The 21,093-nt window shown below is 55.9% G+C and carries 19 protein-coding genes and 1 pseudogene; 3 read left to right on the top strand and 17 right to left on the bottom strand.

Annotation, left to right across the window (positions count from 1 at the left end; translation table 11 throughout):
- Nucleotides 1-23 precede the first annotated feature (23 nt).
- The 10 genes from PT964_RS04995 to PT964_RS04950 form a co-directional block, all read right to left on the bottom strand.
- Complete coding sequence (locus PT964_RS04995; RefSeq protein ID WP_274362399.1) at nt 24-1,214, bottom strand: TadA family conjugal transfer-associated ATPase; 1,191 nt, start codon at nt 1,212-1,214, stop codon at nt 24-26.
- A complete protein-coding gene (locus PT964_RS04990; RefSeq protein WP_274362234.1) occupies nt 1,214-2,290 on the bottom strand; it encodes a CpaE/TadZ family protein in 1,077 nt (358 codons plus the stop codon). The genes PT964_RS04995 and PT964_RS04990 overlap by 1 nt, the downstream gene beginning before the upstream one ends.
- A gap of 84 nt (nt 2,291-2,374) precedes the next feature.
- Nucleotides 2,375-4,027 (bottom strand): serine/threonine protein kinase, encoded by a 1,653-nt coding sequence (locus PT964_RS04985; RefSeq protein ID WP_274362233.1) that lies wholly within the window; start codon nt 4,025-4,027, stop codon nt 2,375-2,377.
- 118 nt (nt 4,028-4,145) lie between these two features.
- Complete coding sequence (locus tag PT964_RS04980) at nt 4,146-5,210, bottom strand: SAM-dependent methyltransferase (protein WP_274362232.1); 1,065 nt, start codon at nt 5,208-5,210, stop codon at nt 4,146-4,148.
- Nucleotides 5,171-5,953, bottom strand: coding sequence for an ABC transporter ATP-binding protein (locus PT964_RS04975; protein WP_274362231.1), 783 nt, complete (start codon nt 5,951-5,953; stop codon nt 5,171-5,173). The genes PT964_RS04980 and PT964_RS04975 overlap by 40 nt, the downstream gene beginning before the upstream one ends.
- Nucleotides 5,954-6,024: 71 nt before the next feature.
- The gene (locus PT964_RS04970) at nt 6,025-6,858 is read right to left on the bottom strand and encodes a deoxyribonuclease IV (protein WP_274362230.1); all 834 of its coding nucleotides are present in this window, start codon (nt 6,856-6,858) and stop codon (nt 6,025-6,027) included.
- Nucleotides 6,827-7,681, bottom strand: a complete 855-nt coding sequence (gene mutM, locus PT964_RS04965; protein ID WP_274362229.1) for a bifunctional DNA-formamidopyrimidine glycosylase/DNA-(apurinic or apyrimidinic site) lyase — start codon at nt 7,679-7,681, stop codon at nt 6,827-6,829. The genes PT964_RS04970 and mutM overlap by 32 nt, the downstream gene beginning before the upstream one ends.
- Before the next feature lie 41 nt (nt 7,682-7,722).
- A complete protein-coding gene (locus tag PT964_RS04960) occupies nt 7,723-8,628 on the bottom strand; it encodes a DMT family transporter (RefSeq protein WP_274362228.1) in 906 nt (301 codons plus the stop codon).
- A 29-nt stretch (nt 8,629-8,657) separates the two neighbouring features.
- Nucleotides 8,658-9,920, bottom strand: coding sequence for a ribonuclease H-like domain-containing protein (locus tag PT964_RS04955; RefSeq protein ID WP_274362227.1), 1,263 nt, complete (start codon nt 9,918-9,920; stop codon nt 8,658-8,660).
- The gene (locus tag PT964_RS04950) at nt 9,917-12,202 is read right to left on the bottom strand and encodes a DEAD/DEAH box helicase (RefSeq protein ID WP_274362226.1); all 2,286 of its coding nucleotides are present in this window, start codon (nt 12,200-12,202) and stop codon (nt 9,917-9,919) included. The genes PT964_RS04955 and PT964_RS04950 overlap by 4 nt, the downstream gene beginning before the upstream one ends.
- 171 nt (nt 12,203-12,373) lie before the next feature.
- Between PT964_RS04950 and PT964_RS04945 the strand changes: the two genes are divergently transcribed.
- On the top strand, nt 12,374-12,718 hold the full coding sequence (locus PT964_RS04945) for a type IV pilus modification PilV family protein (RefSeq protein ID WP_274362225.1): 345 nt from the start codon (nt 12,374-12,376) through the stop codon (nt 12,716-12,718).
- 16 nt (nt 12,719-12,734) lie between these two features.
- Here PT964_RS04945 and PT964_RS04940 read toward each other — a convergent pair whose 3' ends face one another.
- Complete coding sequence (locus PT964_RS04940; protein WP_274362224.1) at nt 12,735-13,508, bottom strand: prepilin peptidase; 774 nt, start codon at nt 13,506-13,508, stop codon at nt 12,735-12,737.
- Nucleotides 13,509-13,531: 23 nt separating this feature from the next.
- Nucleotides 13,532-13,844 (bottom strand): annotated as a pseudogene (locus PT964_RS04935) (ATPase, T2SS/T4P/T4SS family); the annotation flags it as partial.
- Nucleotides 13,845-14,030: 186 nt separating this feature from the next.
- Between PT964_RS04935 and PT964_RS04930 the strand changes: the two are divergent.
- The gene (locus PT964_RS04930) at nt 14,031-14,345 is read left to right on the top strand and encodes a YbjQ family protein (protein WP_274362223.1); all 315 of its coding nucleotides are present in this window, start codon (nt 14,031-14,033) and stop codon (nt 14,343-14,345) included.
- A 71-nt stretch (nt 14,346-14,416) separates the two neighbouring features.
- On the opposite strand, the gene rnz is transcribed toward PT964_RS04930, so the two are convergent.
- Nucleotides 14,417-15,346: a ribonuclease Z gene (rnz, locus tag PT964_RS04925; protein ID WP_274362222.1), complete on the bottom strand. Its 930-nt coding sequence runs from the start codon at nt 15,344-15,346 to the stop codon at nt 14,417-14,419.
- A 1-nt stretch (nt 15,347) separates the two neighbouring features.
- Nucleotides 15,348-18,794 (bottom strand): methionine synthase, encoded by a 3,447-nt coding sequence (metH, locus tag PT964_RS04920; RefSeq protein WP_274362221.1) that lies wholly within the window; start codon nt 18,792-18,794, stop codon nt 15,348-15,350.
- Between the two features lie 166 nt (nt 18,795-18,960).
- On the opposite strand from metH, the gene PT964_RS04915 reads away from it, so the two are divergent.
- The gene (locus tag PT964_RS04915; protein ID WP_274362220.1) at nt 18,961-19,503 is read left to right on the top strand and encodes a 1,2-dihydroxy-3-keto-5-methylthiopentene dioxygenase; all 543 of its coding nucleotides are present in this window, start codon (nt 18,961-18,963) and stop codon (nt 19,501-19,503) included.
- A 48-nt stretch (nt 19,504-19,551) separates the two neighbouring features.
- Here the strand turns inward: PT964_RS04915 and PT964_RS04910 are convergent, their stop codons facing one another.
- From PT964_RS04910 to PT964_RS04900, 3 genes are read right to left on the bottom strand one after another with little or no spacing between them, the layout of a single operon-like run.
- Nucleotides 19,552-20,343 (bottom strand): HAD family hydrolase, encoded by a 792-nt coding sequence (locus tag PT964_RS04910; RefSeq protein ID WP_274362219.1) that lies wholly within the window; start codon nt 20,341-20,343, stop codon nt 19,552-19,554.
- A 6-nt stretch (nt 20,344-20,349) separates the two neighbouring features.
- Complete coding sequence (locus PT964_RS04905; protein WP_274362218.1) at nt 20,350-20,859, bottom strand: hypothetical protein; 510 nt, start codon at nt 20,857-20,859, stop codon at nt 20,350-20,352.
- A 5-nt stretch (nt 20,860-20,864) separates the two neighbouring features.
- Nucleotides 20,865-21,050: a DUF896 domain-containing protein gene (locus PT964_RS04900; protein WP_274362217.1), complete on the bottom strand. Its 186-nt coding sequence runs from the start codon at nt 21,048-21,050 to the stop codon at nt 20,865-20,867.
- Nucleotides 21,051-21,093 lie beyond the last annotated feature (43 nt).

Here is a 21,093-nt window from a genome sequence, read left to right as displayed (position 1 = left end):
CAAGCCGTAATGATAAAACGAAATTACTGGAACAACCTTTTCACTCGATTTCCTGTCGGCTGTAATGTTTCTTTCCTCCCTTCAGGCGAATCGGTTTCCATCAGCCGAAACAACGGATTGAGCACATAATCTCCGCCCATGAGCCCCTCAAGCTCTGTAACTTCGATCACTTTACGGGAGTAATCGCTTCGTCTCCCCAAATGAACGATAACGTGCAGGGACGACGCAATCTGGCTTCTGATCACCTCAAGCGGCAGCTCGGCCCCGCTCAGCACCATCGTTTCCAGCCGGCTCAGCATATCGCGGACCGAATTGGCATGCCCCGTCGATAAGGAGCCTTCATGACCCGTATTCATCGCTTGCAGCATATCGAGCGCCTCCGCTCCGCGAACCTCTCCGACGATAATCCGGTTCGGACGCATGCGAAGCGAAGCTCGAATCAATTGGCGGATGGTGATTTCCCCCTTGCCTTCCGTATTCGGGTTGCGGGTTTCCATCGAAACGACATTTTTCACCGTTCGCAGCTGCAGTTCGGCGGAATCCTCAATCGTGACGACTCTCTCCTGCTCCGGAATCCATTGGGCGAGCACGTTGAGCAGCGTCGTCTTTCCCGAGCCGGTCCCGCCGCTGACAAATATATTGCATTTCCGTACGACCGCCCGCTGAAGAAAAGCGGCACCTTCCTCGGTAATCGCCCCCATCCCGATCAAATCCGCCATCGTCAACTGACGCTCCGGAAATTTGCGAATCGTCAGAGCGGGCCCTTTCAGAGCGACAGGCGGCATAACGACGTTCACTCTCGACCCGTCCGGCAGCCTTGCATCCACAATCGGCGACGATTCGTTCACCGTTCGGTTCACCTTCGATACGATGCCGTGGATGATGTCCTCCAAGCGTTCCCTCGATTCGAACCGATGCGGATACGCATGCATCACCCCGTTGCGCTCGAAAAATATTTCATCATGAGAGTTGACCATAATTTCCGTTACCGTCGGATCGTCCACCAAAGCTTGAATGACGTCCAATCCGCGAAACGTATGAAACACGCGCCTGACGACGCCGAGCCGCTCTTCCGACGTCCAAAGCTGCACTTTTGCGATCGAAGAAACAACCCGCTCGATCTCTTCCATGAGCTCCTCTTCGGGAACATGCTCGGCGAAATCGAGCGTGCTCCTTATTTCATCCCGAACGCTGCGAATCCACTCTTCCGAAATCATACGCCGCCCCTGCCGCCCCCGAATCGGAGCACCAGCTGTCTCAATATTTGATGGTACGACGGATACCGATGGACGGAACGGTCTGCCGATTGCTTCCACTCCGGGATATACGGAAGATCATATCCGCTTCTCGGTTCTCGCAATGCGGCGCCGGGCAAAACCTTATTGTTGACGAAAACCGCTTTCCTTCGGTAAACGCCGGTTTCCTGCCAGCCCGGCCACTCCCGCAGCCACTTGTTCGTCTTCGCCGAACAAACAGGCTCGTCATTCGTTATGCAAACGATAAAGTCGCACTCCTCCCATGCGGCTTCGTTTCGCCCGCTCCAGCCGTGGTCGCAATCGATGAACACCGCGCGGCAGCCTTCATGACCCGTTAAGAAACGAATTAATGCTGAGGCGTCTTGCTTCGCCATCTGAGCGGTTTCCCGAAGCAAGCCGTCGCTGCCGAAATGCTCCACTCGTCTCCAAGCGGCGCCGTCCAACGCGTTCTTCAGCCGATCCTGCCGGCCGCTTTTCAGCTCGTATAGCCATGCGGACATATCATGCCGTCCTTCGTCTTGAAGCCACGTCGAAACGGAAGCGCCCGCTTCCAAGCTTAGGCAAAACACTCCTCCTCCCGCGGACCGAAGCCATTCCTCCGCCAGCAATGCCGTAAGCGTCGACTTTCCCGTTCCGCCGCCTGCGGACCAGACCGCTACCGAAACGCTCTTCCGGCCGGCTCCCTCGCCTGAAGACAAGTCTTCAATCCCTCCGGCTTTGCACAAGGCGTCGATTAACTCGGGTACCGCTTGGTACTTGAACACAACCGCTTCCGCGCTTCTTAAAGCGGACTTGCTTTCCGACAGCCATACGACAGGGGCCAATGCGATCGCCTCATTCACGGAATGCTTCCACAGTTCGTGAACGGCTACTAGCGACGGCCGTTCCTGCGAGCCGTATTCCCACAGCGCCTTTGGGTCGCCGAATGCGACGACCTCGACATTCCTCCTCCCTTCCGCCCGGTTGGCGGCGTTCGCGACTCTTACCGCATAATCCAAATCAGGGTCGCAAATGGCGATGATCCTTCTGGCCAAGCTTGCCGTCTCCTCCTTTCCGTACAACAAAAAAAGCACACGCAGACCTAAAGTGGTCAGCGGTGCTTCCGCATTCACATCATATTAAGATTTGTGTTTATTATAGTCCATTCGCCATCCGTTGACAAGCCACTTTTTGGCAGACGCGGCAAAGCCTTCTCTTCTGCCGTCGTGCGGCGCTATTGAATCCGCCAACGGCTGCAGCGCATGCTCGAGCGCCGGGCGCACCGCCGGATCCTCTTGCGCCCACCTGCCCTTCCATTTCGCCGAAACGACCAGATCATATGGAAATTCGGCTATCGTACAGTCGGGCTTTTGAGAAAACAAGCGATAAAAATCGGGGATTCTTGCCGTTCCCGGAACGCGGTTCGCCACCCAACGGAGCCGGCCGCTCGAGCTCTTTTCTTTGATTCTGCTCCAGTTTTCCGTTGTTTTCGCTCTGCGGAGCAATGAAGGATCGGGAGCCACGACGGCCACCGTTTCGTCCGCCATCTCGATAATCGTCTCCATCGCCTGCTCATCCGCTTCGGACGACACATCGATTATGTACAAATCCGCTTTCATCTCAAATAAAAGCTTGTATATGCTTTCCGGCGAATGCGGCCTTTGGCCCGGCTCATACCGCTCCGCAGTCAAATTCCAAGTAAGCGTCCCCTCCTGCCAGCTGCTTCCGGTGCCTTGGGCTTCGCTCCGCATCGCAAGCATTGCGTCCCCCTTTTGCCAAGGGCATTCGACGTACGCGACCCGGAGGCGGCGTTCCGCCAGCAGCTTGGCAAGCGCCACGGATACAAAGGTCGCTCCGGCCCCGGGAAAAAGCCCGCACACGGCTACGACCGTTCGCTTTCCCGATACGGAGGCAAAACGAGTCCCGTCATGTAAAGCCGCATGCTTCATACCGTCGTTCTCTTCGGAAAAGGTGAGCCGCTCATACTCGGCGAGCACCTCGGCTAGCGCCCTCTTGGCCGCCAACGCATCGCTATACCGCCCGTCGGGATCTTCGTCGAGCAGCGTTCGAACGACGACGGCCAGCTCGGACGGGATCGAATGCGCAGCCTGCTCCAGCGGAATTTTCGTAAAATTATAATACTGGCCTCCGCAAAGCAGGAAATACATCAGCGAGCCTAGCGAGTACAAGTCGGCCCGCCGGTCCGTCTGGCGGTTGGCGAGCAGCTCCGGAGCGGCGAAGCCGACCGAGCCGATATGTACCGTATCCGTTTCTTTACCGGCTTTATACGTTCGCGCGATGCCGAAATCGACCAGCTTCACGCTGCCGTCATGTCCGACGATGACATTGGACGGCTTTACGTCCCGAAACACAATGGGGGAGTCCAGACTGTGCAAATAATGCAACAGATCGCAAAGCTGCACAGCGTATTCGGCGACCGTTTGCCACGGCAGCGTATGTCCGCAGGAAGCCGATCGCGCCAGCAGCGTCTCGCCCGCCAAATAGTCCATTACGAGGCAGCAGCCTCCCTCCTCCTTCATCGGAATAAAATCAACGATTCTGGGGAGAGAAGGATGCTGCAAATCGATCATCATCTTCGCTTCCTTCAGCGGCTGATCGGGGTCGTATTCGTCCCACGGAATCCACTTCACCGCCCACCGCTGACCGGACAGCCTTAAATCTTCCGCCAAATATACGCGTCCCATTCCCCCTTCTCCGATCGGTTTGAGGATCCGGTAACGTTCCTCAATGCAATCTCCCTCAGCAAACCTCCGTTCCCCGCTCTTTTCCATGTTCGGCCTCTCATATCCTCTCGAAAAAAATGAAAAGCAAACAGCAGTGTGGTTCGCACACTGCGGTCTGCTTAGCCAAAGTATACGTTTCGAAAAGGGATACGGTCAAGGAAAATTTTTACTGCTTCACCCAAAGACAGGTCAGCTCTTCCCGGTTGTGGAACAGCTGTCTTGCGCCTGCAAGCTTAAGCAGCGGTACAAATGTCTCCTCGATGGTTCGCAGCGTGGCGAACGGTTTGCCGTGCATCAGCTTTACCGTTGTTACCACGGTACCGCCGCTTGCGACGGCCGGCAGCAAAGCCTTGACAAGCTGAGCCATTCGGCGCGGCTCCCAGCTCATGTCGCAAACGAGCAAATCGGCCGAGCCTTCGGGCAGCCGAGCCTCGGAAGCGTTCACGCGCAGATGCTTCAAGCTCCGGTTCGCAAGCAGCGACGGATGCATGGCGGCCGGGTCGATCGCGGTAACCGCAAGACCGCGTTCAAGCAGGAAGGACGACCATCCGCCCGGCGCCGCCCCGACATCGATGGCGGTGCGAAACGACGAAAAGTCGATTCCGAAAACTTGCTCCGCCTCCATCAGCTTAAATTTTGCCCGGGATATATCGCCGTCTTCCTTGCGGAAATGAACGGCGCCCCCCGACCAAGAGGACAACGACTCCTCCGGCGTAGAGCAGCCGATCAAAGCGGCATCCGAAGTCAAGAAGACGGAGATGACGTAATCCATTTCCTTCACCGACGGCTCCGCCGAATAGACGGAACTCAACACGTCGTCGATCGCTTGTTTCACATCTAGCATACAATATGCCGTCTTGAAGCCTTCGGCTTTGCGCGCTTGTACGGCAACACGCTTCCTGTTAAGCTCGCCCCAGCCCGCATTCCTTACAAGCTCCTGTATGCGCAGCAGATCGTCAGCCGTCCCGGCCGCAGCCGCTTCAAGCTGAACGGGGAATACATGGCGCAAAAAAATCGGAGGCTTGCGCCGAATCGCTTCAAGCGTTTCTTCTTCGGAAACGGAAGCATCCCATCGAAACACATCGCCGTCCGTCAGCTTCGCGACGCGAACCGAACCAAGCAGCCGCTTCAGCTCCTCGGACGCATACGAATAAGACCCGCGGTTGGTCGTCCCGACCCACGAAGACCTTGTTACTTCATTTTCGGGGGAAATCCCTTCACCTTGCCCCACGGCCGTTCGTCCTCCCATTCCAATTGTACTGCGACGCCGAACGTTCGCTCCATATTTGCGCTCGTCAGCACTTCCTTCTTGCCGCCCGCCGCCGTAATGTCGCCGGCGCGAATCATCGCCACGTGCGTAAAAATAGGGATGATTTCTTCGATATGGTGCGTCACGTAAACGAGAGTTGCGTCCGAACCGAGCCCGTTCACCACTTCCAAAAACTTTTCGCGTTCGTAAATATCCAGGCCGGAGCACGGCTCGTCCATAATGAGCAGCTTCGGGCCGGCCATCAGCGCCCGGGCAAGCAGCGCTTTCTTTCGCTCCCCTTGGGACAACGTGCCGATCGGATGCTCAGCGTGCCGAATAAGCCCGACCTGCTCCAATCGGGCCATCGCGCGCTCCTTCAGCTCATTGCTAATCTCCGTATAAAATCGGAGAAACGCGCTCTCTCCGGTCGCGACGGCCTCCCACAACGGATCGCGCGGCGTCAGCTTTTCGAACAGCGATTGGCTCAAATAGCCGATTTCCTTGCGCACCTCCCGCAAGTCCACTTCGCCATACGTGTGGCCGAGCACTTCGACCTTTCCCTTGCTGGGAAACTGATACCCGTTCACGATTTCCAGCAGCGTCGTTTTGCCGGAGCCGTTCGCTCCAAGAAGCACCCACTGTTCGCCTGCATTAACGTTCCAATTAACGCCGTTCAATATCGTTTTCTCTTCCCGGATAAAACTTACGTCAGATATGCGGATCATAAGCGCACTCCCCCACTCCATCTACCTGTTCGTACAATATCGTTCTCTTGGGAAGTGTACTTTTTGGCTTATCAATTTGCAAGTGTCCGGACGAAAGAGATTTCTTCTTGATGGGATGAGCCCGGCGGAACCGGCGTTTCCAGGACGACGGGAATGCTGCGGATCTCCTCCGTGCGCAGCACCTCAGCGAGCGCGTCCGCTCCGATGTGCCCTCCCCCGATATTCGCGTGGCGGTCGCGCCGCGAGCCGGAAGGATAAACCGAATCGTTCAAATGAAGCGCGCGCAACTGCTCGAAATATCCGAGCTCTCGGCCTCTTTGCACCAATTCCCCCAAGTTTCCGCCGTTCCAAACGCCGCTGGCGAACAAATGGCACGTATCGAGGCAAAAGCCGATTTTCTCCGGAAATTCGGACAGCTGGCGAATGCTCGCAAGCTCTTCCAGCGTCGTGCCTATACTTGTTCCTTCGCCGGCTTGATTCTCGATGAGCAGCAGCGCGCTTCCTTCATAACCTCGCAGCGTTTCATTAAGCGCCGATAAGATCACCTTGTAGCCTTCCAGCGGATCGGCGCCGCCCTTCCATTTGCCGAAATGGACGACGACGCCAATGGAACCGCACGCGTCGGCGATTTCGAGATCGTTGCGCAGCGAAAGCACCGTCGGCTCCCGCAGTGCGCCTTCCGCCGCCAAATTGGTGGCGTAGGTCGTATGGGCGATGCTTTGAATTCCGTGCTCGGCGCAGATGCTCTTGCATTCCGCCGCGTCGGCAGGACTGAATTTCTTAATGCTCAATCCGCGGGGATTTTTAGGGAAGTATTGGAAGGCGGTTGCGCCGATGGCCGCGGCCGTCCGTGCGGCGCCCGAAAACCCTTGTCTAATGCTGATGTGACAGCCGACGTACTTCATCCCGCACTCCCGCTTGGCATTGCTCGCAATAAAAAACTTTCCGCCCCGCCAGCTCCGACTTGACAATGGCCGCGCCGCATCGGAAGCAAGGCTCCCCTCCGCGGTCATATACTTTGCATCGGTCGTTGTAGCCTCCGGTATGCGTATCGCCCGCAAAAAACGGCGTCTCCATATACCCTCCGTACCGGATCGCCTCGGCGAACGTCGAATGCATCGCCGTATAAAGCGCGCCCCAATCCGCCGAATCGAGCGAAGCCACCGTCCGCAGCGGCTGAATGCCGGCCAAAAAACAAAGCTCGTCGCTGTAGCAATTTCCGATGCCCGATATGACGCTTTGATCGGTTAGCGCGCTTTTCAGCGCTCCTCTCGTTTTCCTGATCCTGGCGGCAAACGTTTCCGCATTCATCGACGGAGCGAGCGCGTCGGGTCCCAGCTTCGCAAGCTTCCTGGCAAGCTCATCCTCTTGATAGAGGTGAAGATATCCGAGCCGAAGCCCGTGAAAAAACAAACGCCGGTCTTCCCGGACAAAGACCAGCTTCACCTGCGCCGTCCGGTCCGGAGCCTCCTCCTCCGTCCCCCAAAACATAGAGCCGCCCAGCATCAAATGAAGCAGCAGCGTAGCGCCGTTATCGAGCCGAAACAGCAGCATCTTCGCCCTTCGATCGATTCGGTCGATGCGGCTCCCGGATACCGTCTCTATAAATTCCGCAACAGGCACGTTAATCGTTTTTTCCCTCGTCACTTCCGCCGTTTCAATCGTTCGCCCGGCCACCGCGTTCGTCAGCTGCATCCGGTACGTTTCCATCTCAGGCAGTTCAGGCATGTACAAGCCCTCTTTTCAAGAAGAGTTTTGCCTTAGATTTCCTATGATGGAGTAGATTTATGCTTTACGCTAAAGAGGAGCGCCCGTTTGGAGGAGAACACGTATACCCCGCAAATGACAAGCGCCGTCCCCGCCCACTGGGCAAAGCCCATCCGCTCGCCTAAAATCGGAAACGCAAGGATGGCCGTAAAAATCGGATTGAAGTTCAAAAACATGCCCGAATGCGTCCCGCCGATCTTTTTGACGCCCGCATTCCAAAACACCATCGCAAGCACCGTTCCGCCTACGGCCAAATATCCCGCCGAAAACCAAAACGAAGCCGAACTTCCTGTCATCTCCCAATGGGAAGGCAGCAGCGGAATCATCATAACGCCGCCGAGAATGCCCGCCCAGAGCGTAGAAGCGTAGGAAGACATGTTCTCCATCGCCCGCTTGGAAACGACCGAGTATACCCCCCACGTCAACACCGCCGCCAGCATATACAAATCCCCAATATTAAAACGGATCGAGGCGATGGAAGCCCAGTTTCCTCCCGACAGCACGACGATCACCCCGATGAGCGAAACCACCATCCCCGCCGTTTGCTTGATTGACAACCTCTCCCGCAGCACAATGGCCGAAACGAACGCAATCGCAATCGGATTCATTGCCGACAGCAATCCGACATTGACAGCGGTCGTATGCTCGAGCGCCAAAAACATGAAATAATTGAAAAGGACGACGCCCGTCGCCCCCATTCCCGCAAGCGGCAGCCACGCGGATTTCGGAGGAAGGATTCGCTTCTCCCGGATCCATACGAACGGCAGCAAAATGCCAGCTGCGATCACCCAGCGCAGCACGATCAATGTAATCGGCGAAGCGTCGTCGACCACCCATTTGCCCGCGATAAAGTTTCCTGCCCAAAGCATGCTCGTCAGCAGAAGCAATACATAATAAAGTGAATTCATGCTCTGATCGTCGTCTCCCGTCTTTCCCGTTAAAACAGCGTGCGCTGCTTCTTCAGCAGACGCTCCCGCCGTTTGTTCAAATCCGCAATCGCCTCTCGCAGCCGTGTCTCCGCCCCGCTTCCGGACAACGACAATCTGGTTTGTGCGCTGCGAAGCGCTTCCTCCGTCCAATACAGCGCCTCATCCGCATTCTTGTACCGATGCTCATAGATCATCGCGAGCTCGATATACGGCTCGATCGAGGACACGCGAAAGCCCCTTCCCGCTTCAACGGCCGTCTTCCAAAGCTCAGCGGCGAGGCCCCACTTTTTATGCTTTTTGTAAAACAATGCCGCGTCGTGCAAATAAGGGTGCGTATCGGAGACGGGCCTTTCGGCGAGCGCCTCGTAAACTCGCTGCGCATCCTCTTCAAACCCAAGGCGCTCATACCATAGCCCAAGCCGATGCAGCTCGGGCGTCTTCATCCGCTCCAGCTGCATGCCGCCGTCCAGCAGCTTGCCGAAATGGACGGCCAGCGTCAGCAGCGTTAAAATATCCGTTTCATTGTGGCGAACGACGCCTTCGAGCACCGACGGGTCGTTCTCCGCCAAGTATTGAAAGTAAAGAGCCGGCGCCATCGAGCCTGGCACGTCGTCGCGCCGGAATACGCCGAGCTTGCCCTCCTCCACTGCTCCGAGCCGGACCGACGGCATCGTGGTGCGCCATAAGCTGCGCGAAGGGTACAAAAAATCAAAATGCCCCGGCTCCTTAGGTGCGGAAAGCCGGTTCATGACGAATCGATTTTTGATGAGCGGCCAATCGAACGAACGCCCGTTATAGGTAACCAAGTGGCTCGCGCTTGAGAGCATTTCGCGCAGCGTCTCCAGCATCGCCGCTTCTTCGCCCGGATGCCGGATAACGAACTGACGCACCGTAAAGCCCCGTTTCGTCCAATAGCCGGCGCCGATCATGAACGGAATGTTGCCCGCGCCTTGGCCGAGACCGGTCGTTTCCGTATCCAAAAACAGAAGCCGATGCGGCTCGAGCTCCCGCCCCGACGGATCGAGCCGGGAAAGAGAGGCGGCGATGGAGCTAAGCTCCCCGACCGAGAAGTGGCCGTGTTTATGATCCGACGGGAACAGCACCTCCCGAATCAAGCAGCTCCCGCCGGCCGCCTCTTGTAGCTCGAAGCCGAGCGCCGCCCACCGGACGTCGTCCGCCGCGCTTCTCCCGGACGGCCGCGTCTCTTGCTTGGGCGAAGCTGCTCCGCTCGAACGGGTCAATCTGCCCAGCCGTTCCTTTAACCCGCTCATCGACGCCCCGCCATCCGGTCGACGAGCTCGAGGGCCAAGCTCTTGCCGAGCAGCCCGACCTCTTCGATCGGACCGACGCAAGCCGGACAGCCGCTTAAGCAGGTACAGCCCGCAATGAGGCGCCGGGCTTCCTTCAGCAGCTCATCGTGCAGCTCGTATAAACGCTCGCTTAGCCCGATGCCCCCCGGATAACGGTCATAGAAAAAGATGGTCGGAAGCTTCGACTGAACGGCTTTTACCTGAGGATAAACGCGAATGTCGAGCGGGTCGCACATTAAATACAGCGGGGCGATATGGATCAGGACGTTGGCGAGCCCAAGGAGCGCGAACTGAAGATCGTTCGCGGATTTCATGCCCGCCAGCTCGTCGTGGAACGTAATCCAATAGGAGCTGGTGTGCAGCTCCTCCTCCGGCAAATGGATCGGCCCGGAGCCGATGTTTTCGTGCGTACGCAGCTTAATTTTTTTGAAGATGGTTGCTCTTGCGTTTACCGTCACTTCTCCGAAATTACGGCTGTACGCCGCTTCCTCCCCCTCTTTGTCGCAGTGAAGAATTTTCAGCTCCACCGCCATATTCGCGTCCGTATAATAATCTACGCTCACTTCGCGCACGTAAGCCTTCTTCTCTTCATAATCCAGCTTTTCGACCTGATACTGGACGCCTTCGTGAATATAAATCGCCTCTTCGTGAACAAGCGTGTGCGCACTGAACCGGTCGACCTCGCCGATCACCTTGCTGCCGTTCGACGTATCGATGATGATGATGTTTTCTTGTGCCGCCGACCGCAGCGAGATGTTGTTGGCCGGAAAATTTTGCTCCATCCAGTACCACCGGCCGTTATTGCGGTGAAGCACGCGCTCCTCCACAAGAAATTCGAGCACGTCGACGATATTTTCTTCCCCGAACCGGTCCCCTTCCTGAAAAGGCAGCTCATATGCCGCACACTTCACATGATCGAGCAGCACGAGTAAATTGTCGGGGTGAATTCTTGCTTGCTCCGGCGAGCGCCCGAAGAAATAGTCCGGATTCGATATGACGTATTGATCGAGCGGATTGCTGCTTGCGACGAGAAAGGTGATGGCCGTTTCATGCCGCCGTCCCGCGCGGCCCGATTGCTGCCAAGTGCTCGCGATCGTCCCCGGAAAGCCGTTCATGACGCACGCCTGCAGCTGTCCTATATCGATGCCGAGCTCCAGTGCGTTCGTCGACACGACGCCGCGAATTTCTCCGTTCCGCAGCCCTCTCTCAATCTCCCGGCGCTGCTTCGGCAAGTAACCGCCGCGATAGCCTCGGATCGTCTTCGGTCCGAGCTCGTGCTTCACCAAATCTTGCAAGTACGTGAGCAAGATTTCCACTCTGACCCGGCTTCTGGCGAACACGATCGTCTGGATTCCTTGCTTAAGCAGCAGGCCCGCCACCTTGCGCGTCTCGAGCACGCTCGATTTGCGGATGCCGAGCTGCTGGTTGACGACGGGAGGATTATAAAAGACGAAATGCTTCTCGCCGGAAGGCGCGCCGTTATTATCGATCAGCGCCGTCTTCTCTCCGATCAGCTTCTCCGCGTGCTCCTTCGGATTGGCGATCGTCGCGGAAGCGCATATAAACTGCGGATTGGAGCCGTAAAAACGGCAAATGCGCTTCAATCTGCGGATGACGTTCGCCACGTGGCTTCCAAAGACGCCGCGGTACGAATGCAGCTCGTCGATGACGATAAATTTGATGTTTTCGAACAGCTTGACCCATTTCGTATGATGCGGCAAAATCGCCGAATGCAGCATATCCGGGTTCGTGACGACGATATGCCCCGCGTTGCGGATCGCCTGCCGAACGGTCGGCGGCGTATCGCCGTCATACGTATGCGTCTTGATGTCGACGCCCATTCTCTCCACCGTCTCCTGCAGCTCCGCCACTTGGTCCTGCGCAAGCGCCTTCGTCGGAAACAAGTACAGTGCGCGGCTGCTGTCGTCGGTAAGCAGCTGCTGCATCACCGGCAGGTTATAGGTGAGCGTCTTGCCCGAAGCGGTCGGAGTAACGGTGACTACATGTTTCCCCGCCTGGATCGCCTCGAACGCAGCCGCTTGGTGCGTGTACAGCTTTTCGATTCCTTTATCCGTCAGCGCCTTCCTCAGCTCCGGACGCAGCGAGTGCGGAAATTCCGCGTAGCGCGCTTCCTTCCCGGGAATCGTTCTCCATTCCGTAACGTTCTCCATCAATTCCGGCGTCGACCGGATCATATGTATGAGCTCCTCCATGGAGGATACTTTACCGGTTAATCGATTCATTCGTTCGTCCCCTCTAGCCTTCGTTCCTTACTTCCATTGTACAGAATATACGTTCGGGTGTGAAGATGGAAACAAGTTGAAAGTTCAATCGTTCGCCCTTCATCACCGCCTTATCCGCTTTTTCCGTGTTATAATGCTAGAAAATGAATTCGATAGATTAGGAGTCGATATATGCGCCTAATGAACAGGCTGTCGAATGAGCGAGGGTTTACGCTGCTTGAGGTACTGGGATCGCTTGTCGTCCTGACGATCTTCATAGCGGCAATCGTTCATTTGTTCGGATATTTGCGGCTGGCCGATTCTGCGGGGGATCGGCTGCGGGAGGCGCTGCTGCATGCGGAAAGAATCTCTAACGAAATACGCGCGGAAATTCAGGCGCTTCGAAAAGCGGGTGTGACGATCGATTGGGCTGCGCTGGGATATTCGTCGATTCCCGCACCGAACGGCTTCGCCGTTACGGCGAACCGTGCGACAACGGCATTAACGCCGCCATCTATGACAAACGGGGTATCTTAAACTGCCTAGCACTAATTTATATGCTGCCTGCGAACAAGTTTAGATAACTATCAACCCACGTATCTCCGTATAGAAAAGATAAAAACGACCCTGCCGCAATAAACGGGCCGAACGGAATCGGTTTCCGCCTCTTTTGCGGATCGAGCAAGCTTGCGGAAATCCCGTACACCATTCCGAAAATGCTTGCCAGGAATAACGACAGCAGCGTTAACTTCACACCGAGCAATAACCCGACAAACAAGTATAGCTTAATGTCTCCTCCGCCCATTCCTCCTCGGCTGAGTTCCGCCAGAAGATACAAGAGCGCAAAGCCGATCGCCGCCGCGGCCGCATAATTCCAGAATGACAGCGGATGCCATAGGACGCGAAGCGCCAGCGCCAGGGCAACGCCGGTAAATACGACCGAGTCGGGTATCGTCATTGCTTTCAAATCCGTGTGCGTAATCACCGCAAGTACCGAAACAAGCAGTAGCCCCGCCGTCCACTCGAGGTCAAGGGGATTGAAATGCCAACCGGTCCAAACGAACAGTAACGCGACGGAAGCTTCCCCGATTGGATACACAGGCGATATGCGCTGTCCGCAATAGCGGCACTTGCCGCCCAGCAGCAGATAACTTAATACTGGGATCAAGTCCCAAGGGGAGAGTCTATGCTTGCAGTGCACACAGTGCGAAGGCGGGTAAACGATCGATGCCTTGGCAAGGCTGCGGATGGCCGCCACGTTAAGGAAGCTGCCTATGAGGAGGCCGAGGATCGCCAATGCCGAAATGAAAAGTTCGAAAAGATTCATGCAATTCACCTGTATAAAGAAATTCAGGCTGTGCCATTAAGTAGAATACTACCTAGGGGCACAGCCCGCATCGTCCGCATTCCGAGCGCCTTGCCGGTTTGCATGATAGACCGGATCTGGTGCGTCTATTCGCTGTGGATTAAGTTGGCGATCGACGGCGTATTTACCATAAGCTCGATCGCGGAAACACGTCGATTATCCGATCGATCGTCTGCGTAGCATCCGCCCTATGCAGCGTCCCGAATACGAGATGCCCGTCTCCGCGGCGGTAATTGCAGTCGCAATCGTCTCCAGATCGCGCATTTCCCCTACCAGAACGACGTCGGAATCTTGTTTGAACTAAATCTATTATACTACATAAGCAGTTTACGATAGAATAATAAATCTTATATTCGACAGTAAACGACAATTATTATTATTGATCAAGTCCCAAAAATGACAAACGGTCAATTCCGATTGAAACGCACGAACGCTGGGTAACGTATTAGTAGGGAATGTATTCCGCCAAGGAGGCCGATTTTTTTGATTATTACGACTACGAACACGATTGAAGGTAGCAAAATTTCCCAGTATTTGGGCATTGTTAACGGCGAAGCGATCATGGGTGCGAATATCGTCCGCGATTTGTTCGCATCGATTACTGACATCGTAGGCGGCCGCTCCGGCGCTTACGAACAGAAGCTCAAAGAGGCGAGAGAAATCGCCATTCATGAAATGAAAGAGCATGCGAGATACCTTGGCGCCAACGCCGTCGTAGGCATCGATATCGATTATGAGGTCGTACGGGAAGGAATGCTGATGGTTACGGTCAGCGGCACGGCGGTAAAAGTCGAATAGTTTTGAAGAAGAAAAAGGTTTCCCGTTTCGCATTCGAGCGAAGGGAAACCTTTTTTTGTCGGGTTATACGGCTATTTGCGGCGGTGGATCGGAAACGACCAAAAATCTTCGGCGACATGCGCGTTCGGGAATATGTTGCGCGCCTCATCGAGCAGCTCATGGGCCTGTTCGTCCTGATACCGGGACGAAAGATGCGTCAGTATGAGCGAGCCTGCCCCCGCCTTCAATGCAAGCTCGGCGGCTTGCACGGCCGTCGTGTGGTAGAAGGCGGCCGCCTTGTCGAGCCGATCGTGCTTGAACGTCGCTTCGTGCACGACGACGTCGCAGCCGCGGGCGAGCTCGAGCGAGCTCGCGCAGGGGCGCGTGTCGCCGAAGACGGCAAGCGTGCGCCCTTTCACCGGCGCGGACACGTAGTCCGCGCCGCGAATCACGCGCCCGTCAGGCAGCGTGACGGTTTCGCCGCGCTTTAAGCGCGCGTACACCGGGCCGGGCGGAACGCCGGCCTTGGTGAGCCGGGCGCTGTCGAGCGCGCCGGGAATGTCCCGTTCGGCGATGCGGTAGCCGAACGACTCGACGCGGTGCTCCAGCCGCACCGCCGACACCGTGAATTGGTCGTCCTCGAACACGACTCCCTCATCCTCGATCTCCCGGATCCGGAGCTCATACTCGAAATGCGAGTCGCTCACGTCAAGCGTCGTTTCGAGGTACCGCCGGATGCCCGGCGGCCCGAACACCGTCAGCGGCGTTTCGCCGCCCTGGTAGGAACGGCTTGACAGCATGCCCGGCAAGCCGTAAATATGGTCCCCGTGCAAATGCGTAATGAAGACGAATTCAAGCCTGCCGGGCTTCAGCGGGGAGTTCAGCATCTGATGCTGAGTCCCTTCCCCGCAATCGAACAGCCACATCGTCCCGCGCTCGGGAAGCAAATTTAATGCGATTGAAGTGACGTTCCGTTTGCGGGACGGCATTCCCGCTCCGGTGCCAAGAAAGTACAGTTCCACGTTACTCCGCCTTGTCTACGTTGAAATACCGCGCCTCCGGATGCGCGAATACGATCGCGGTGACGGAAGCTTCCGGCTCCATCATGAACGAATCGGTCAGCTCGATGCCGATATCCTCCGGACGCAGCAGCGAGAACAGCTGCTGCTGGTCCTCCAGGTTCGGGCACGCCGGATATCCGAACGAGAAACGCTGCCCCCGGTACTTGGCGGCGAACATCTCCGCTATGCTCAGGTTCGCCGGATCCGGGATTCCCCATACGTCGCGCATCAGCTGATGAATGCGTTCCGCGAACGCTTCCGCAGTCTCAAGCGCCGCGGCTTGCAGCGCGTGCGATTTCAAATATTCGCCGGCATTTTTGTACCGCTCCGCCCTGTCGCGAATCCCCTTGCCCGCCGTCACGGCCAAAAAGCCGACATAGTCCATTTCGCCGCTGTCCTTCGGCTTCAAATAATCCGCAAGGCACAAATACGGGGCGACATCTTGCCTTGGGAACGTGAACGTTTGCAGCACGCGGCTTTGATCCTCGGGATCGTACACGATGACCGTATCCCCGTCGGATTGCGCCGGGAAAAACCGGTACATCCCGCTCGGGACGATGGTGCCGTCACGGACGGCTTCCGCAAACAGCTCGTCGACGACTCGCTTCAGCTCCGTCGCCTTCGGGTCTCCCTCCGCCAGCAGCGTCTCCACTTTTCCCTTCAAGCCGAGATGATGCCCGAGCAGCATCTGCATATTCACATAAGGGAGCAAATGAGTGATCGGATAGTCTCTAAGGACGTGGCGCTCCAAATCGTTCGGCTTCTGGACAGGGACATCTCGCGACACCTTCGAAACCTTCGGCTCGCCGGTTGCGGCTGAGGCTCCCTTCCTTCTGCCCGACTCCATCACGAAGCTCTCCTTCGCCTCGCGCATTTCCCGAATGAGCCGTTCCTTCTCTTCCCGGTTCGTCAATTTATTCGCCAAGTCGAGGCCATCCATCGCATCCTTCGCGTACAGAACAAGACCGTCATACTCAGGAGCGATTCGGGTTTTCGTAAATTTCCGCGAAAGCGCCGCTCCGCCGACGAGAATCGGTACGTCGATGCCGGCCGCCTTCAAATCCTGAGCCGTCGTGACCATCTGCTGCGCCGATTTGACGAGCAAGCCGGACAAGCCGATTGCGTCCGGCTTTTCTTTGCGGAACTCCTCGATGAGCCGCTCCGGCGGCACCTTGATCCCGAGGTTGATAATTTCATACCCGTTGTTGGAAAGAATAATCTCGACCAAATTTTTGCCGATATCGTGAACGTCGCCCTTTACGGTCGCCAGCATGATCCGCGCCTTCACCGCCGACTCGGTCTTTTCCATGAACGGCTCCAGATGCGCAACCGACGCCTTCATCACCTCGGCGCTCTGAAGCACCTCCGCGACGATCAGCTCGTTGTTGTTGAACAGCCGACCGACCTCGTCCATGCCTGCCATGAGCGGACCGTTAATAATTTCAAGCGGCGAATATTTTTTCATCGCTTCGTCCAAGTCCGGAATGAGCCCTTCCTTCGTACCTTCCACGATGTAAGACGCCAGCCGCTCTTCAAGCGGGAGGTCGGACGCCTTCTCCTTCTTGACAACCTTCTTCTCGCGGAAATGCGCCACGAAGGCGGCCAGCGTCTCATCGCTCGTGTGGAAAATCAAATCCTCGGCAAGCTTCCGCTCCTCCTCCGGAATGGACGCATAGCGCTCCAGCTTCTCCGTATTGACGATCGCGTAGCCGAGACCCGCCTTCGTATTGTGATACAGGAACACCGAGTTAAGCACCTCGCGGCCCGCATCGGGCAAGCCGAAAGAGACGTTGCTGATGCCGAGTATGCTGGAGCATTCCGGGAAGTGCTCCCGCAGCAGCGCAATGCCGTCGATCGTCGCTTTGGCCGAGCCGATATACTGCGGATCGCCCGAGCCGACCGGGAATACGTTCGGATCGAAAATAATGTCCGCGGGGTTCACGCCGTATTGATTTACCAAAATATCATACGAACGCTTGGCGACGCGCAGCTTGTCTTCCGGCCATACGGCCATACCTTTCTCGTCGATCAAGCCGACGACGACGGCCGCGCCGTATTTGTGAATGAGCGGCACCACCTGATCGAACCGCTCCAAACCGTCCTCCATGTTGATGGAGTTAATGATCGCTTTGCCCTGCGAATATTTTAAACCGATCTCAATGACCTCGGAGTACGTCGAATCGATCATGAGCGGCACTTTTACTTTCTTGGTGACGAGCTGCAAAAACTCCGCCATCACCTTCGGCTCGTTCAGCTCCGTATCCTGCAAATTGATGTCGATAATATGCGCGCCGTTCTTCACCTGAGCCCTCGCGATTTCGGAGGCCTCCTCCAGCTTTCCTTCGAAAATGAGCCGTTTAAACTTACGCGAGCCGATGACGTTCGTCCGCTCGCCGACCATTAACGGGCGGCTGTCTTCTTCCATGTAGACCGTCTCGATGCCCGAAACCGCAGGCGGATGCTGCCCGTCCCGCTCCCGCGGTCTATATCGGCTTAGCTCGTCTGCAATCGCGCGAATGTGATCCGGCGTCGTTCCGCAGCAGCCTCCTGCAATATTGAGCCACCCGTTCGCTGCAAAATCGCCCAGCTTGCGCGCAAGCGATTCCGGCGTCTCGTGGTAATGCCCGTCCTCATCGGGCAAGCCCGCGTTCGGATAACAAGAAACCGCAGCTCCCGTCAATTGGGAAAGCGTGCGGATATGATCCTTCATGAACTCCGGTCCCGTAGCGCAATTCAAACCGATCGATACCGGCCGCAGATGCTCCAGCGACACCATGAACGATTCGATATTTTGCCCCGCCAGCGTCGTCCCCATCGGCTCGATCGTGCCGGAAATCATGATCGGAAGCGTGATGCCGGAAGTTTCGAAAGCGTTCCGGATTCCGATGCTTCCCGCTTTCACATTGAGCGTATCCTGGCTCGTCTCCAGCAGCAGCGCGTCGACTCCGCCTTCAATAAGCGCCAGCGCTTGCTCGTAATAAGATGCAATCAATTCCTCGAACGTAACGCCGCCCGTTACAGACAGCGTCTTCGTCGTCGGTCCCATTGCACCCGCCACAAACCGGGGCCGCTCGGGCGTGGAATATTTCTTGACAGCTTCGACCGCCAGCTTCGCTGCCGCAAGGTTCAGCTCCCTTGCCATATGAGCAATATCGTACTCGGCCAATACGATGCTTGTAGAGCCGAACGTATTCGTCTCGATAATATCGGCCCCGGCTTCGAGATATTGCTCGTGGATGGAGCGGATCAGCTCCGGCTTCGTCACGCAAAGCATCTCGTTGCAGCCCTCGAGCGATTCACCGCCGAAATCGTCAGCCGTCAAATCGGCTTGTTGTATCATCGTTCCCATGGCGCCGTCAATAATTAATATCTTTTTCTCTAATTGCTGCTCCAGTATGGTTTTGACCATATTTCTCTCACGCCCCATGTACGTATTGCTCAATAGTTTACCAAATTACTCGGAATAGGGAAAGGTAGTTGAAAAGTTGCGGCAGGTGTGAAAAAATAAATGATAATCTGCATCATAGATTAGCGTCATTCAAAATCGAACATTGATTAAGAAAGAGGGAATTTCCATGGCAGAAATTCGCATTCGCAATACGAATGAACGGATTACCGGCGAAGAGAACGTCAAATCGTTCCTTGCAAACCAAGAAGTACTGTACGAGCACTGGAACCCGGCGAAGCTGCCGGCCGAGCTGCAAAATAAATTCGTTCTCACGGACGAAGAAAAGAATACGATTCTTTCCACGTTCGATGAGGAGATTCGCGATCTGGCAGCACGCAGAGGCTACAAAACGTGGGACATCATCTCGCTCTCCGACGCTACTCCGAACCTCGACGAGCTGCTCAAAAAATTTGAAGCCGTCCATACCCACACGGAGGACGAAGTTCGCGCGATTACGGCGGGTAAAGGAATTTTCATCATCAAAGGCTCGGACGACGTAGGCTACTTCGACGTCGAGCTGGAAGCCGGCGACGTCATCTCCGTACCGGAGAACAAGCCGCATTTCTTCACGCTGATGGAAAATCGCCAAATCGTAGCGGTGCGCTTGTTCATCGAGCCCGCAGGCTGGATTGCTCAGCCTTTCGACGACCCTTCCTTCCAAAAAGCATAATCGTATTTACAACGGCCTGCTCCTTACGGAACAGGCCGTTCTTCATTCTTACGATCGATCGATGATTGCAAGCAATTGCTCAAGCTTCGTAATGGCATGGACCGGAGGAACATGGTCGCCGACGGACGCTCCGTGATGGTTAATCCATACGTTCGGCATACCGATGCGGCTCGAACCGAGAATGTCGGTCGTCAGTTTATCGCCGATCATAAGACCTTCATTAGGCTGAATGCCGAGCAGCGACACCGCATGCTCAAAAATCGCCGGGTCGGGTTTGCCCCGGCCGAACTCGCCGGATATGACAATATGATCGAAATACGGCGCAAGAGAGGGGACGCCCGCCAGCTTCTCCTTCTGCAAATCCGGCGAGCCGTTGGTTAACAGAAGAAGCTTATATTTCCCCTTCAGCGCATTCAATACATCGAACGTTTCCGGATACACATAAGCGCGTTTGCGGCGTTCCGCCGGAAACAATTCGGCCAATTCCGCTCCAAGCCGCTCGTCCTCGATTCCAACGGAACGCAGGCCCCTCGTCCACGCCTCCTTGCGGTACGCCGGCGCCAGTTCATGAAGCTTCCGGAAATTCGGGTCTTCCCCCTCGGTGAAGTTTCCCCATAGCGCCTCGAACGGATTAATGCCGATCATCTGCGTGAACGGAAACGTTTCGTAGCTTTGATACAATGCTCTTGCTTCCGTATGAACCGCTTCTTTCAATGAAGCCGCATCGACGCCGCAGCGCTCCGCCGCAAAACGGCAGGTCGCCTCGAACGCCTCTTCGACGCTTCGGTCGTCCCATAATAAAGTATCGTCCAAATCAAATAAAACCGCGCGCAATGCCACCGATCCTCACCCTCGCTTATTGTCTGCTAACGTTACGTGATTGCTTTCGGCAAACTGCCGCAAAGCGGCCTTCAGCTCGTCCAGCGGGAATAAATCCATCACTTTGGTAAAGGTGCGCCGAGTTTTTCCGTCCTTCCCTTGTACCAAAACCGAGCCTGGCGCGAACGAGATCGTTCCGATTTCGGAAGCGGTCAGCGCCTTCTCTCCGGTGAAGGTGCGCCAGCTCAGGCGCGATTTGCCGATCTTCAAATAAGGTCTGCGGAGAAAAAAATGAAACATCGCAAGCACAAAGTACAAGGCGACCGTAATCGCATTGAACGTCGTCAGTCCCCCTGTAGGCGCAAGCGTCAGCGCGAACATGATTCCCATAATCGTCAACACCAGCGGGAAAAACCAGCTCCTTCCGCGAACAACGGTCTCCTGCTCCGCGGCTAACGGCGTCTTTCCTTGCTTCTGGCGTTGTTTGTTGATCTTTTCTTTATTTTTTTGGACCATTCGCTCCCATTTGCGGGACATTGCACTCAATCCTTCTTTTCTTTGTCTTCTACAAATTCAATGGAATCCAATTGAAAACGGAGAGATTCTTTTAAATTGTCAATATACTCTTTCCTTAATATGGCCTGCTCCGCCTTCTCTTCTTCCGATAGACCGACGGACTTCTGTTTGCGGGCCAGCTCGTTAATTCGCTTCACGCGTTCCGAAATCATCAACATACCCCTTTCTGTGCGTACATTTAACTTTTACATAGCA

The sequence above is a fragment of the Paenibacillus thermotolerans genome (assembly GCF_028745515.1).
Taxonomy (GTDB): Bacteria; Bacillota; Bacilli; order Paenibacillales; family YIM-B00363; genus Paenibacillus_AE; species Paenibacillus_AE thermotolerans.
This window is presented reverse-complemented; position numbering and strand designations above follow the sequence as displayed.